We start from the raw sequence: 12573 nt of genomic DNA, 5'->3' as shown, positions 1-12573 counted from the left end.
TATGGCCACCTCGCATCCCACGACGGGTCAGGAGTGATAGGGCAGGATTCCATACTGCAGATTGCATACCGTATGGAGTAACCATGGTCGCGGCCCGCGGCGTGGATGTCCAGAGAGGGCGGGCAAAGAATTCTCCGTGCGGTCGGCGCTACGGTCGCGGTCGCAGGCTCCCTGCCCGCCGCCAGGAACGGTCCACACCCCGCCGCGACCCCGTCCCTGCCGCTCCCCGACCGGCCCGCGAGCCCGCTGTCCGCAGGGCGCGCGTACGGGCGCCCTGCCAGCGTCCGCGGGTGCCCGCACCGGCTGAAGATTCTCGGCCGCCTTGCCTGCGTCGTCGCGGCGAGCGGACGTGCCACCCGCGCCGTCGCGGGGAAGAGGCCCTATCCGGCACGACCTCACCGGGGCTGGTGGCGTCCCGGCCCGCGCGGCGCCAAGGCCGGCGGGGGCGCACGTGACGAGCGGCTACAGCAGGACGAGAAGCTTGGTCCCCGGAACGAGCTTCCTGTTGACCGAGGTCGACTGGACGAACACCGTGTAAGCCGCGTTGCTCCCCGGTGTCACCGTCACCTCCGTCTCCGGCAGGCCGAGCACCTGCCGCGCGGCGGGGCCCGTGAAGACCTTTCCGGTCATCCGGCCCGTGGCAGCGTCCTTCTCGGCCACGGCGATCTTCTTGTTGGCCTGGATCTTCTCGCGCTTCGACAGTTCGTAGAAGGCGCACCCGGTCGTGTAGTGGTGCCCCGCGCGGGTGACGAAATCACGGATGGACGTCCGCTGGTCCACGGGGATCAGCACGTAGCCGCCGGCGCCGAGGGCCTGAAGGCTGGACCTCACATCCGCCGGGCTCAGGTCCTGTCCCATCGCGAAGAGGTTCCTCGTTCCGCGCACCCCCTGCTCGCGGTCCCGCAGAAACCTGGTGGCGGCCGTCTTGACGGTGCCGATCGCCTCTTCCACGCCCTGCGCCGAGTCCGCGTCCCAGACGGAGATGTTGCCCGTCGGGAAGCCGTACTGCTGAGCGGTGCGCTTGGCCAGGGAGTTGGGCACCAGAATGGCCGAGGTCCAGTGATCCGGCAGGCTGTTCATCTTGTCCGTGATCCTGCCCCGCCACTCGTCCAGTACCGCGCGCCCACCGGAGAGGCGGTCATGGCGCGCGCCCGTGCTGTCGGCCCCGGATGCGTTCTCCTCGCCGTCGGTGACGACGACTTCGAGGAAACTGTGCTCGCCGTACTCCTCCCATATGTGGCCGAGGTCGTCGAGCGCCTTGAGCGATGCCTGGATCAGCGCGGTCGCGCCGTTCTCGACCGTGTACAGGCCACGCATGGAGGGCAGGTGCTTGACGTCCATGTCCCACACCAGGTTCTCGACCAGATGGTCGAAGGCGTAGAGGCTGATGCGGGTCTCATGACCGAGCCTGTCGGACTCCTCCTGCAGACCCTTCACGAACTCGTCGACCACCCGCACGAGTTGCTCCGAGTGACCCCTCATGGAACCGGACTTGTCGATGACAAGGGCGACATGGTTCACGAAGTGCTTCTTGAGCCGGTCCTTCACCGCAGCGCTCATCGCGCCACCCCCTCTGTTCGATTCCCGCGGGACTGCGACGGCGCCCCGGGATCGCGAAACCCGGTACGGGCCCCGGACCGTCCGATGATGGGTTCACTCTAGGGAGCACCACTGACAGTCCCCCGGGGCGATCCGGTGGGCGGGGTCGACCCCGCGCCTTGAAGAACGGTCCGACGTCGCAATCGGAGGACCACCCCCGAGGCACGGACCTGGCCGCTTCCCGCTTCGGGGCCCGTCGACCCCCTTCACCCGGCCCCCGCGTCCTGGCGCCGCACCGCAAGACCCGGGGAGATAGACGTGCAGAGCGGATAAAGATGCCTAAAAACCGGCCACAGGCCGCTGTACGGTGGAAACCGGCCCCGCAACGCAGACTCCGCGACCGGTTCAGGAGGAAGCTCTCATGGCAGATCGACTCGACGTGGGGTCGCTGGCTCCGGGCGACCGGGCGGACGCGATCCGTGAATTCTCGTGGGCGATCAACGGCCACATAGAGGTGGGCCTTCCGCCGAACCCGCAGAACCTGCGGGCCGTTGCGACGACCAACGCGGTGGGTTCGGTGAAAGTCTCGAAAATCGGCTGGAACGTGGCCCGCCTCCGCCGCGCCGTCCCCCCGGTGAATGAGGACGTCGTGCCGCACGTTCACGTCCATTTCCAGGAAGCGGGGGTCTCCCGGATCCACCAGGGGGGTAGGCAGGGTCTGACACGGTCAGGAGATCTTGTGGTGCTCGAGAACGCGAAGCCCTACGACGTCTTCTTCCACGGTGCCATGCGTTCGGTGCTCGTGCGCGTCCCCACGCGCGTCCTGGGGCTGCGGTCGCCCCTGCTCGAGCAGGTCACAGCTGTACCGCTGAGTACGCAACACCAGGTCGCGGGTGCCACAGCGGCGTTCTTCACCCGACTGGCCCGCGAGCAGGCCGCCGCGGGCGAGACGGAGACCGCCCTGCTCTCGCAACCCTGCGTCGACCTGGTCAGGGCTCTGGTCACCATGGCCCTCGGCCGTGACGACCTCGCCAGAGCGCCGCTGAACAACACCCTTCTTCAGCGCGTCCAGGAGTACGTCCGCCTCCATCTGGCAGAACCCGACCTGACTGCCGCGCGTATCGCCGCCGAGCACCACGTTTCCGTACGTCAGCTCTACCTGACCCTGTCCCGAGCGGGAATCACCCTCGGTGACTGGATGAGGACGCAGCGCCTCGAAGAGTGCAAGAGAGAACTGGCGTCGTCCGCGCATCGGTTCATGACGATCGAGGCGATCGCCCACCGATGGGGATTCACCAGCGCGCCCCACTTCAGTCGCGTGTTCAAGGCGGCGTATGGCGTGAGCCCCCGCGAGTGGAGGCTGGAACAAGCGGCGGGGAGTGCGGACTTCCCGCAGCCGACCGAGCCCCGCCGCCCGGACACCGCCTCCGGCTGACCTCTCGGCCGCCCGCCGGGCGGCGGAGAGGAAGTCCCGATGCGAGACACCTCGCAGTGAGGGCGGGGCACTCTCACACGCGAGAGGCAGGGGCGGTCACCGCGCGACGCCCCCTTCCGTCACCCCTCGCTGAAAGCCGGACAGAGCGCGACGTCGCCGACTCCCCACCATCGGCACGCCGGTCGCCGCCTTGCCTCACCCTGCACGGTTCGGCCCAGGACCTGCCTTTCCGTGCAGGAATTCGGGCCCGCCTCCTGGTACCGAGGAGCCGGCCAGCGGGGCACCGCCCCCCAGCGGGCCGGACCATGCGGGGATCGCGATCGGCGGGATCGGGCGCCGAGCGGGTCGGCGGCGGCCCCGAAGTCCGCGCTTCCCCCGGCCCGCAGCAGCACTCGGCAGGCGCCCGATCCGTGCGGTGCGCCGTTCCACATCGCGCCCCCGAGAAGGGGTAAATCCGACATTCGACCTCGATTGTCTTCTCCATTGCTTCGCTCTACTGTCGCCGACGACGACGTCGGCCCCGGGCACGCGCTCCTCGACGAGGGCACCTGCCCGGGAGAACCACCTCGCGTGCGCCCTCGCGGGCGGGGGGCAGGTTCAACGCGCACCCGATCCCCCTCCCGACGGGTTCCGCGCCCCGAAGCACACCGGCTTCCGCCACACGTCACGCTCCGGCGCCAGGTACCGCTTCACCACCTGACGTGCGCCGCACCAACGAAAGGCACGACATGACCAAGATCGCAATCCTCCACGGCAGCACCCGCCCCGGGCGCAACGGCGCTGCCGTGGCAGATTGGGTTCTCGACATCGCCGAGCAGTGTTCCGACGCGGAGTTCGAGCTCGTGGACCTGGCGGACTACCCGCTGCCGCTCCTCGACGAGGCGCTTCCACCGTCACTGGGGCAGTACCAGAACGACCACACCAAGGCGTGGGCGTCGAAGATCGCCGAGTTCGACGGCTTCGTGTTCGTCACTCCGGAGTACAACCACTCCACCACGGGCGCCCTGAAGAACGCGCTCGACTACCTGTACTGGCCTGCGTGCCGTGGATCACCTCCGCCTCATCGCGAGTGAGCTGCAGATCGCCACGCCCGAGGCGTCGGACCTGGGCAGCGGTACGGCGATGTCCAGTCGGCGTCCACCATGAGGACGGACCTCTGGGGTGAGCGCAGTGGTGCGGTGACGGCGCGGCTGCGGGCATACGCGCGCGTGCACGACTCCTCGGGGTGGGTGTTGCCGGCGCAACCCATTTAAATCATGTATATAATCTATATGCTCGATGTCTGCCTCTGTGGTCTCCGGCCGCCGCCGACACGGATGCAGCACCGGTTCGCACGCGCGGGGGTGGTTCAGCGGGCGGGTGCCCGCCCTCCCCGCAGCACGATTCACAAGGAATCCCATGATTTTTGACGATCCGTTCGCCCAGGTGTCGCCGGCGGACGCGGCCGAACTCGCCTCGCTGGTGAGCGGTCCGGTCCTGCTGCCCGGGGGCGAGGGTTACGACGCCGAGTGCCAGATCTACAACCTGAACGTGCCCCTCCAGCCGGCGCTCGCGGTCGGTGCCACCGACGCGGCCGACGTGCAGGCGGCGGTCCGCTTCGCGGCCCGCCAGGGCCGGCCCGTGACGGTGAAGACCACGGGGCACCAGCAGGTCGACCCGGCCCGCGGCGGTGTTCTGATCAGCACCCGGCGCATGAAGGGCATCGCCGTCGACGCCGGCCGTCGACGTGCACGAGTCGAGGCCGGTGTGATCTGGCAGGAGGTGATCGACCAGGCCGCCGCCTTCGGCCTCGCCCCGATGAGCGGCTCGGCACCCCTGGTCGGCGTGGCCGGTTACACCCTCGGCGGTGGGCTCAGTCCGGTCCTCGGCCGGAGCCGGGGTTACGCGGCGGACCACGTCCGCTCGCTGGAGGTGGTGACCGCGGACGGCGAGTTGCGGCATGTCACGGCGGACAGCGACCCCGAACTCTTCTGGGCCCTGCTCGGGGGCAAGGGCAATTTCGGCGCCGTCACCGCGCTGGAGTTCGACCTTTTCCCGTTGACCCACTTCTACGGCGGTGGCATCCACTTCCCCGGGGAACGCCTCGCCGATGTGCTCCACGCCTGGCGCACCTGGCAGTCGACGATGCCGGAGGAGATGACCTCCTCGGTGGCCGTGCAACGGCTGCCTCCGCTGCCCGAGTTGCCGGAGCCCCTGCGGGGGGCGTTCGTGGTGCACGTGCGTTTCGCCTTCCTCGGTCCGGTGGCCGAGGGCGAGCGGTTGATCGCACCTCTGCGCGCGGCCGCCCCGGCGCTCATCGACGCCGTGGGTGAGATGCCCTACACCGCCATGGGCGCCATCCACATGGACCCCCCGACGCCGATGCCCTACTGCGACCGCACGACGATGCTGCGCGAGTTCCCCGCCGAGGCGGCCGACAAGCTGGTGGAACTGCTCGGCCCCGACTCCGGCTGCCCGCTGGTGAGCGTCGAGCTGCGCATGCTCGGCGGCGCTCTCGACCGTGAGCCCGCGGTGCCCAACGCCGTCTCCACCCGAGGGCTACCCTTCGTCCTCTTCGGTTTCGGTGTGGGCGCCCCGGACCAGGCCGCGTACCTGGGCGGAAAGCTCGACGAGGCAATGGGCGCCATGGAGCCCTGGGCGGACAGGCGCCGGATGGTCAACTTCCTGTCCGCTGAGGAGGCCACCGACCCCGAGCGGTTGAGCGAGGTCTACGGCGCCGAGCGCTACCGGCGGCTGACCGCGGCGAAGAAGGCGTACGACCCGACCAACATGTTCCGCGTCAACCACAACATCCTGCCGGACTGACGAGGCACGGCCGCCGGGACGGGGGCGGAGCCCGGGTCCGGACTCATCCGTCCGGCCCCGGCAATTCCGCAGGCATCGCCGGGGCCGACAGGCACAGCGGCAGAGACGGGAACGTCTGAGCCGGTCCCGCACATCGGCTGGGACCCGCAGTCGACCGACGCGACGGCGCCAGGGTGACCTGCGCAGCACCGTCCAAGGACCCCGCCGAAGTCGGTGCGGCCGGTGCGGAACGTACCTGCCGGATCGCGGGAGAGCATCGCGGCTTCGGCCGTCTGCAGACGAGCTACGTATCGCAGCGGGGACGCTGAGCACTTCGAACCTTACGGCCACGTATGGCCGCAACTGCCCCCGGAAACCACTGCTGTGCAGGCCCGCACCGGCGTCAGTACCTCCGTCTACCGTATCCCCAGACACAGCCAGCTGGAGTAGGAGTCCCATGCCAAAGCGCGTCTTCGTCAGTTTCGACTACGACTACGACAAGCCCCTGAAGGACTTCCTGATCGGGCAGGCAAAAAACCCCGACGCGCCCTTCGGGATCCACGACTGGTCGCTCAAGGAAACGTCCCCCGACTGGAAGGACAAGGCCCGCGCCAGAACCCGGGCTTCGGATATCGCCATCGTCATCTGCGGCGAGCACACCAAGACGGCCGTCGGCGTTGCCATCGATCTCAGGACTGCCCAGGCAGAGGGGATCGACTACTTCCTGCTGAACGGGTACAGCGGCAAGAACGGCAAGAAGCCGAAAACGGCCAAGGCCACGGACAAGATCTACAAGTGCACACGGGAGAACCTCGAGCTGCTCGTCGGGGGGAACCGGTGACAACGCCTCCTGGGCCGAACCAGCGACTGGAGATACTCGAGTTCTACAAGCTCGCCGTGGAGATGGCCGACCGAATCTCTGCGCGCCGAGGAACGGCCAATGCTTTCTTCCTGTCTGTGCAGAGCGCTTTCGTCGCTCTGGTCGGCTTCGGATTCCCAAAGCTCTCCGACTCTCCCTGGTGGGTGCCGTTCGCCGTAACCCTCGCCGGCATTACCCTCTCAGCCACCTGGTGGACGCAGCTTCGCAGCCACCGGGACCTCACCATGGCAAAGTTCAAGGTCATCAACCAGTTGGAGGAGCACCTCCCGGTCAAGATCTTCGCTGACGAGTGGGAGGCCCTCAAGAGCGATCCGATCCCCAACTGGCGTAAACGATACGCGGAACTGGGCACCTCGGAACGCATCGTCCCCCTGGTGTTCGCCGTGGCACACTTGGTCCTCTTTGTGGGCACACTGGCCGCGTGACCTACCTCGACCCCATCGCCGACCTGATCCGGTCCTGCTTGCCCTCTGACGCCAGGCCCCCTGCCAACTCCGATGATCTGTTCCGCATCTACGCCGTGCTTCTGCAGGCCAAGGGGGAGCGTGAGAAGCGGTGGTGCGGGTCGGTGAGCATATGGTGGACGAACTCGGCGGTCGAGCCGTCGAATCGCTGCCATGAGTCAGGGATGTCCTCCGGCCGCCTGGCGGGCGCGGTGACCACGATGTCCCGCCGGACCTTACCGGCGGTGGACGCTGACAGCGTAGCCGCCGCCGTCGTAAGGGTCGGCGTCCCAGGTGGCGAAGCGGTCGACGAAGGTGAGGCCGGCTGCGACGCAGCAGTGGTCGTACTCGGGCAGGGTGATGCTGGGCGGTACGGGCAGGTGGGCTTCGTCCAGGCCGAAGCCGGCGATCATCACTCCGCCTGGGCGCAGGGCCGCGGCCAGGCGCTTGATCACCGTGGCCTCGGTGCCGGCAGCAAGCAGCGGGAAGACGTTGCCTGCGGCGACCACGAGGTCGAAGTCCGCTTCGATGCCGAGCGTGTCCGCGTCGAACCCGGCCAGATCGATCTGGAACCAGGGCAGTCCCGGCGCCTGCTTCCGCGCCACTGCCAACATCGATGCGTCAAGATCCACCCCGACACAGTCGTACCCGAGTTCCGCAAGCCTGATCATGACCCGTCCGGTGCCGCATCCGGCGTCCAGCACCCGCGCTCCGGCCGGCACGAGCGCCGCACAGAACCGCGCCTCACCGTGTACGTCCTTCCCCTTGCGGGCCACGGCCGCGAACCGTGCAGCGTAGTCCTGTCCGGACGTCCCCCCGGTCAACTCCTCCCAACGGCTCATGCCGTCAACTATAGGTCGACACCGTGTGTCACTCGGAGATGCGCCATCGGCGGGTTGGTGCGGTGCGTTCCGATGGCCGGCGGAGCCGTGGAGCTGCCGGTGGAGAGGAGCCGCGCACGGCCGCGAGGTCCGCGTCGGTGACTCGTCCGCGGCTCGCGACCACCCGTTGAGCGAAGCGAGCGGCCGCGGCGCGCATGGGGTCCACCGAGCTGCCGGCGCGAGCCAGGTCGATGTCGTCGCTCGACGTTCCGCCGAGTTCGGACGATACGTACGTGTGCATCGCCAGGCAGTAAGCGCAACCGTTGGCCTCCGAGACCGCGAGGGCGACGGTGTGCCGCGTCTTGGCGTCGAGAACTCGACTCATGGTGCTCTGCAGCGTCACGACGGCTTCAAGAACGGCCGGGTTCGACGCGATCGTCTTGCACATGTTCGGGACGAAGCCGAGCTGTGCGCCGATTTTGTCGAGGATGCCCTGTACTCCCGCGGGGAATCGGCGGAAAAGTGAACGTTCAGTCGTGACATCAGCGATTCGACCTCCGGTAGCTCTGCGAGTCGCCGCCGAGCCCAAGTCGGGTCGTGCACCTTTTGGGCTTTATTTCCCATTTCCGAGAGCTGACACCCCCATGACTGGGCTGTCAAGCCCAGCCTGCGGTATGGTGTGACGCATGGAAGCAACGACACGGGCGCGGGTGCCTCGCAAGCTCACGGAGAAGGGCCAGGCGACACGCACCCGGATCCTGGAGCATGCCGCGGAACTCATCTACACGAAGGGTGTCCACGCGACGAACAACGAGCAGCTCCGTGGCGCAGCCGGCGTCAGCGGGTCACAGCTCAACCACTACTTCCCGACCAAGGAGAGTCTCGTCCTGGCAGTCATCGCCTGGCAGGCCGATCGCGTCCTTGCATTCCATCGCAGTGAGCGATTCGCCTCCTTCAACGATCTCGACGCGTTTCGGGAGTGGGCGGATTTCTACGTCGGCTACGAGCGCGCCTACCAGGAAGGCTGCAGCCTCGGCTCCCTCGCGAGCGAGATCATCAAGACGGATCTCGACGTTCACGACGAGCTCGCGAGTGCGTTCGACCAGTGGCGGGGCATCTTCCGCGACGGGCTCCAGCACATGCAGCGACTCGGCCGCATCAGCGCTGACGCGGATCCGGCGCAGCTGGCCAATCTGCTGCTCTCCGCATTCCAGGGCGGCAGTCTCCTCGCTCAGGTCGCTCGGGACATCACCCCGCTGAAGGACGCGTTGCAGGCAGCCATTGATTACGTGCAGACCTTCGTGAGGTCTCCCGAAGTCGACGTACCGCAGGTTCGCTGAGGGCCTGCCGATCATCGACCTCGATCTTGCATGAGGGGCCGTCAGCAGGCCGGCGGCCCCTCGTACAAGATCGAGGTCAAGGCAAGTCCGTGGATGTGCGGCTTGCCGGGGCCCGTTCAACAAGATCGCGGCCCCATCCGCGGCATCGGCCGCGGCGAGCCCGCCCTGCTGAACACCAACGACGTCGCGCCCTGTCCTCCGGCACCCCGCTCATCGTTGACGTGGACACCATACTGGCCGTCGTCGCCGGGAACCTCTACCGGATGCTCGCCTGCAAACCACCCCGCTACGAGACCGCCACACCCGACAAGATCTGGCGACACCTCCTCGACGCCTCCGGAACCCTGTACGTCGGCGAGCACACCGTGACCCGTGCTCTCGACCTGCGCAGCCGCCCTGATCGACGCAGGCTTCCCCGACCCGGTGATCCCCGTCCCCTGGCGGAACGACCTGAGTAACCCGCTCGCGAGCGTGGCGTTCCGAACATGCGAGGTGGCGCTTCGCGGTGCAACCGCTCGGACAGGCGGAGCCCAAGGGCCCGCCTGGTCGTTCGGCGTGAAGTGGTCCGGTCTTTTGCTCAGAGAATGGTCCGCCCGGGTGGGCAGACCCGCACATACGGTCGAGGCCATGCATCTGATGGGAACCATGATGATGAGCACTGACCAGAGCGCGCTCTTGGAGCTGCTGGGGCTCCGCGAGATATCCGACGCAGCGATAGCGATGATCGACGAGCAAGGGACGGTGGTCGCGTGGACGCAAGCCGCTCAGCACCTTGTCGGGTACCGCGCTGAGGACGTGGTGGGCCGGTCCGCCACACTCGTGCTGCCCTTCTGCGAGGAGGCGCTGGGGGCATCAGCGTTCACCGAGCAGTGCCATGCCCAAGGTGGCTGGTCGGGCACCGCGGCGGTCCGCCACCGCGACGGCCGCACGCTCAACCTGAGCCTGCGCCTCTCGCTGCTGTGGGGACCGCACGCGACCCACCGCTGGCTGGTATCTCTGACCGACACAGGCGCGCTCTCCTCAGGGATGGTGAACGGATCGGTGCGGGAGTCGCTGCTTGCCCACGCGCCGGTCGGCATCTCCATTCGTGACCCGCAGCTGCGCTGTATCTGGATGAACGACACGATGGAGCACGACGGCATTTCCCGTGACCGGAGTTTCGGACGCCGCCTGAAGGACTCACTGCCCGGCTTCGAGGCCGAGGCCCTCGAAGCGGTGATGCGGCAGGTGCTGGCGAGCGGCACTTCCGCGGTCCACGAGTACCGGGCATGGCCGCCGGAAGATCCGCGTCGGGAGCATGCGTTCTCGGCCTCGTTCATCTGCCTCCAGGGCGCGGACGGCCAGGCACTGGGGGTGTGCTCCTTGACCATGGATGTCACCAGCAACCAGCGGGTGCGCGAGCGCCTTGCCGTCCTCAGCCAGGCCAGCACGCGCATCGGGAGCACCCTGGACGTCATGCAGACCGGACAGGAACTGGCCAGTCTCGCCGTGCCCCTGTTGGCCGACTACGTCACCGTCGACCTGGCAGAGTCGGTTCCACTCGGCAAGGAGCCCTCTGCCCGAGTCGAGACAATGTACGATCAGCCCCGCGTGTTCCGCCGTGCCGGTTTGGCCTCGATCCACCCAGGGGTCCCAGAGTCGACGTCTGCGCGCGGGGAGACAACGTCCGTCCCCCCGACCTCGCCACTCGCCGGCGCACTGCGCACGGGAAAGTCCCGCCTGGAACCGATCCTGGACACCACCCCTGGGACATGGATCGACCACGACCCGGCACAGGCGCAAACGATCCGTGAGAACGGGATCCACTCCCTGATGATCGTGCCTATCCGTGCCCGGCACTCCGTGCTGGGCGTGGCGTTGTTCGCACGCACCGAGGACCCGATGCCGTTCCAGGAGGATGACCTGCTCCTGGCTGAGGAGCTGGTCACCCGGGCCGCGCTCTCCTTGGACAACGCCCGTCAGTACGCTCGCGAACGCAGCACGGCCCTCGCCCTCCAGCGCAACCTGCTCCCTCACAGTTTGAAGGGCGGCGTCGCCGTCGAGGCGGCCGGGCGCTACGTGCCGGCCGACACGGACGCCGGTGTCGGAGGCGACTGGTTCGACGTGATCCCGCTGCCTTGCGCCCGGGTGGCCCTCGTTGTCGGTGATGTGGTCGGACACGGCATCAACGCCGCGGTCACCATGGGCAGGCTCCGCACCGCCGTCCGCACGCTCGCGGAACTGGACCTGCCCCCCGACGAACTGCTGAACCACCTCGATGACAGCGTCCGGCGGCTGATCGGGGAAGATGACGACGCCCCGGATCAAATCCCCTTGATCATGGGTGCGACCTGTGTGTACGCCGTATACGACCCGGCAACCCAGCGGTGCACGATGGCACGGGCCGGGCACCCACCGCCCGCGATAGTCGACGCACAGGGCCAGGTCACTTTCCCCGACCTGCCCACCGGAGCTCCACTCGGCCTCGGCCTCGGGCTGGTCCCTTTCGACGCCGTGGAAGTGGAACTGCCCGAAGGCAGTCTGCTCGCGTTCTACACCGACGGCCTGGTCGAATCCCGTGACGACGACATCGACGTCGGCATGCACCGCCTCGGCACCGCCCTGGCACAACCCGAACAGCCCTTGGAAGACCTGTGCACCACAGTGATGGAAACCGTGCCGCCTCAGGCAGCATCTGATGACGCCGCCTTGCTCCTCGTCCGGCTCCACACACTCAAGCCGACCCAAATCGCCTCCTGGGGCCTGCCGCCCGAGCCGGCCGTCGTCAGCACCGCCCGTCACCTGGCCGCCCATCAACTCAGCGATTGGGGACTTGAGCATCTCGTGCCCACCACGGAGCTGATCATCAGCGAACTGGTGACCAACGCCATCCACCACGGCGCCGGCCCGATCCGACTACGGCTCATCCAGCATCAAGTCCTGACCTGCGAAGTCTTTGACAGCGGAACGTGTTACCCGCGCCTGCGCCATGCTCGCATCGTCGACGAGAACGGCCGGGGACTGTTCCTGATCGCCCAGTTGTCCAGCAAGTGGGGATTCCGCCCCGCTATGGACGGCAAGCTCGTCTGGGCCGACCAAGACCTGCCGCCCACGCTGTGAAACACGGTTCGACGAGGGCTCCACCCTCGGTCCCCACACCGGCACACCGATGCCGCCGCGGAGATCCCACGATCATGTCGACCCGGGTCAGGCGCCGCTTGCCCATGGGCACGATCACCGGCTCGGACTCGGACCTGCGATCGCCTGGCACGTCCATGGTGACCGGCCCGGTCACCATGGACACCGCCTTGAAGCAGGTGCCATTACAGGAGTTGCCCAAGCCCCGTCCGGC

At 67.8% G+C, this 12573-nt stretch carries 10 protein-coding genes and 2 pseudogenes; 9 read left to right on the top strand and 3 right to left on the bottom strand.

All coding sequences use genetic code 11. From position 1 onward, the window contains the following. Positions 1 to 462 precede the first annotated feature (462 nt). On the bottom strand, positions 463 to 1560 hold the full coding sequence (locus ACRWNP_RS30170; protein ID WP_431966908.1) for a VWA domain-containing protein: 1098 nt from the start codon (positions 1558 to 1560) through the stop codon (positions 463 to 465). 400 nt (positions 1561 to 1960) lie between these two features. Between ACRWNP_RS30170 and ACRWNP_RS30165 the strand changes: the two genes are divergently transcribed. The 6 genes and pseudogenes from ACRWNP_RS30165 to ACRWNP_RS30140 all read left to right on the top strand — a co-directional run. Continuing rightward, positions 1961 to 2974 carry a helix-turn-helix domain-containing protein gene (locus tag ACRWNP_RS30165; protein ID WP_431966916.1) on the top strand — a complete coding sequence of 338 codons (1014 nt, stop codon included), beginning with the start codon at positions 1961 to 1963 and terminating at the stop codon, positions 2972 to 2974. A gap of 728 nt (positions 2975 to 3702) precedes the next feature. Beyond that, a pseudogene (locus tag ACRWNP_RS30160) lies at positions 3703 to 4072 on the top strand (NADPH-dependent FMN reductase); the annotation flags it as partial. Positions 4073 to 4372: 300 nt separating this feature from the next. Continuing rightward, on the top strand, positions 4373 to 5779 hold the full coding sequence (locus ACRWNP_RS30155; protein WP_431966906.1) for an FAD-binding oxidoreductase: 1407 nt from the start codon (positions 4373 to 4375) through the stop codon (positions 5777 to 5779). Positions 5780 to 6215: 436 nt separating this feature from the next. Further along, positions 6216 to 6599 carry a hypothetical protein gene (locus ACRWNP_RS30150; RefSeq protein ID WP_431966904.1) on the top strand — a complete coding sequence of 128 codons (384 nt, stop codon included), beginning with the start codon at positions 6216 to 6218 and terminating at the stop codon, positions 6597 to 6599. Then, complete coding sequence (locus tag ACRWNP_RS30145) at positions 6554 to 7063, top strand: RipA family octameric membrane protein (protein ID WP_431966902.1); 510 nt, start codon at positions 6554 to 6556, stop codon at positions 7061 to 7063. Before ACRWNP_RS30150 ends, ACRWNP_RS30145 begins: the two co-directional genes overlap by 46 nt. After that, positions 7060 to 7128 (top strand): annotated as a pseudogene (locus ACRWNP_RS30140) (DUF7701 domain-containing protein); the annotation flags it as partial. The gene ACRWNP_RS30145 and the pseudogene ACRWNP_RS30140, both read left to right, overlap by 4 nt. A gap of 189 nt (positions 7129 to 7317) precedes the next feature. Here ACRWNP_RS30140 and ACRWNP_RS30135 read toward each other — a convergent pair. Both ACRWNP_RS30135 and ACRWNP_RS30130 read right to left on the bottom strand, forming a co-directional pair. Next, positions 7318 to 7923 (bottom strand): class I SAM-dependent methyltransferase, encoded by a 606-nt coding sequence (locus tag ACRWNP_RS30135; RefSeq protein ID WP_431966900.1) that lies wholly within the window; start codon positions 7921 to 7923, stop codon positions 7318 to 7320. A gap of 28 nt (positions 7924 to 7951) precedes the next feature. Next, positions 7952 to 8350, bottom strand: a complete 399-nt coding sequence (locus ACRWNP_RS30130; RefSeq protein ID WP_431966898.1) for a carboxymuconolactone decarboxylase family protein — start codon at positions 8348 to 8350, stop codon at positions 7952 to 7954. Positions 8351 to 8588: 238 nt separating this feature from the next. On the opposite strand from ACRWNP_RS30130, the gene ACRWNP_RS30125 reads away from it, so the two are divergent. The 3 genes from ACRWNP_RS30125 (at position 8589) to ACRWNP_RS30115 (ending at position 12341) form a co-directional block, all read left to right on the top strand. Next, positions 8589 to 9242, top strand: a complete 654-nt coding sequence (locus ACRWNP_RS30125) for a TetR/AcrR family transcriptional regulator (RefSeq protein ID WP_431966896.1) — start codon at positions 8589 to 8591, stop codon at positions 9240 to 9242. A 221-nt stretch (positions 9243 to 9463) separates the two neighbouring features. After that, positions 9464 to 9700 carry a hypothetical protein gene (locus tag ACRWNP_RS30120; RefSeq protein WP_431966894.1) on the top strand — a complete coding sequence of 79 codons (237 nt, stop codon included), beginning with the start codon at positions 9464 to 9466 and terminating at the stop codon, positions 9698 to 9700. 169 nt (positions 9701 to 9869) lie between these two features. Further along, complete coding sequence (locus tag ACRWNP_RS30115) at positions 9870 to 12341, top strand: SpoIIE family protein phosphatase (RefSeq protein WP_431966892.1); 2472 nt, start codon at positions 9870 to 9872, stop codon at positions 12339 to 12341. The last annotated feature ends 232 nt before the right edge of the window (positions 12342 to 12573 follow it).

It is taken from the genome of Actinacidiphila sp. bgisy160 (genome assembly GCF_965342435.1).
GTDB lineage: Bacteria > Actinomycetota > Actinomycetes > Streptomycetales > Streptomycetaceae > Actinacidiphila.
The sequence above is the reverse complement of the archived record's forward strand: the minus strand, read 5'-3'. Positions and strand labels throughout refer to the sequence as shown.

Coding starts and splice junctions, on each gene's coding strand:
- ACRWNP_RS30150 (WP_431966904.1), top strand. CDS start 6,216: ATGCCAAAGCGCGTCTTCGTCAGTTTCGACTACGACTACGACAAGCCC.
- ACRWNP_RS30170 (WP_431966908.1), bottom strand. CDS start 1,560: ATGAGCGCTGCGGTGAAGGACCGGCTCAAGAAGCACTTCGTGAACCAT.
- ACRWNP_RS30135 (WP_431966900.1), bottom strand. CDS start 7,923: ATGAGCCGTTGGGAGGAGTTGACCGGGGGGACGTCCGGACAGGACTAC.
- ACRWNP_RS30130 (WP_431966898.1), bottom strand. CDS start 8,350: ATGTGCAAGACGATCGCGTCGAACCCGGCCGTTCTTGAAGCCGTCGTG.
- ACRWNP_RS30115 (WP_431966892.1), top strand. CDS start 9,870: ATGCATCTGATGGGAACCATGATGATGAGCACTGACCAGAGCGCGCTC.
- ACRWNP_RS30165 (WP_431966916.1), top strand. CDS start 1,961: ATGGCAGATCGACTCGACGTGGGGTCGCTGGCTCCGGGCGACCGGGCG.
- ACRWNP_RS30155 (WP_431966906.1), top strand. CDS start 4,373: ATGATTTTTGACGATCCGTTCGCCCAGGTGTCGCCGGCGGACGCGGCC.
- ACRWNP_RS30125 (WP_431966896.1), top strand. CDS start 8,589: ATGGAAGCAACGACACGGGCGCGGGTGCCTCGCAAGCTCACGGAGAAG.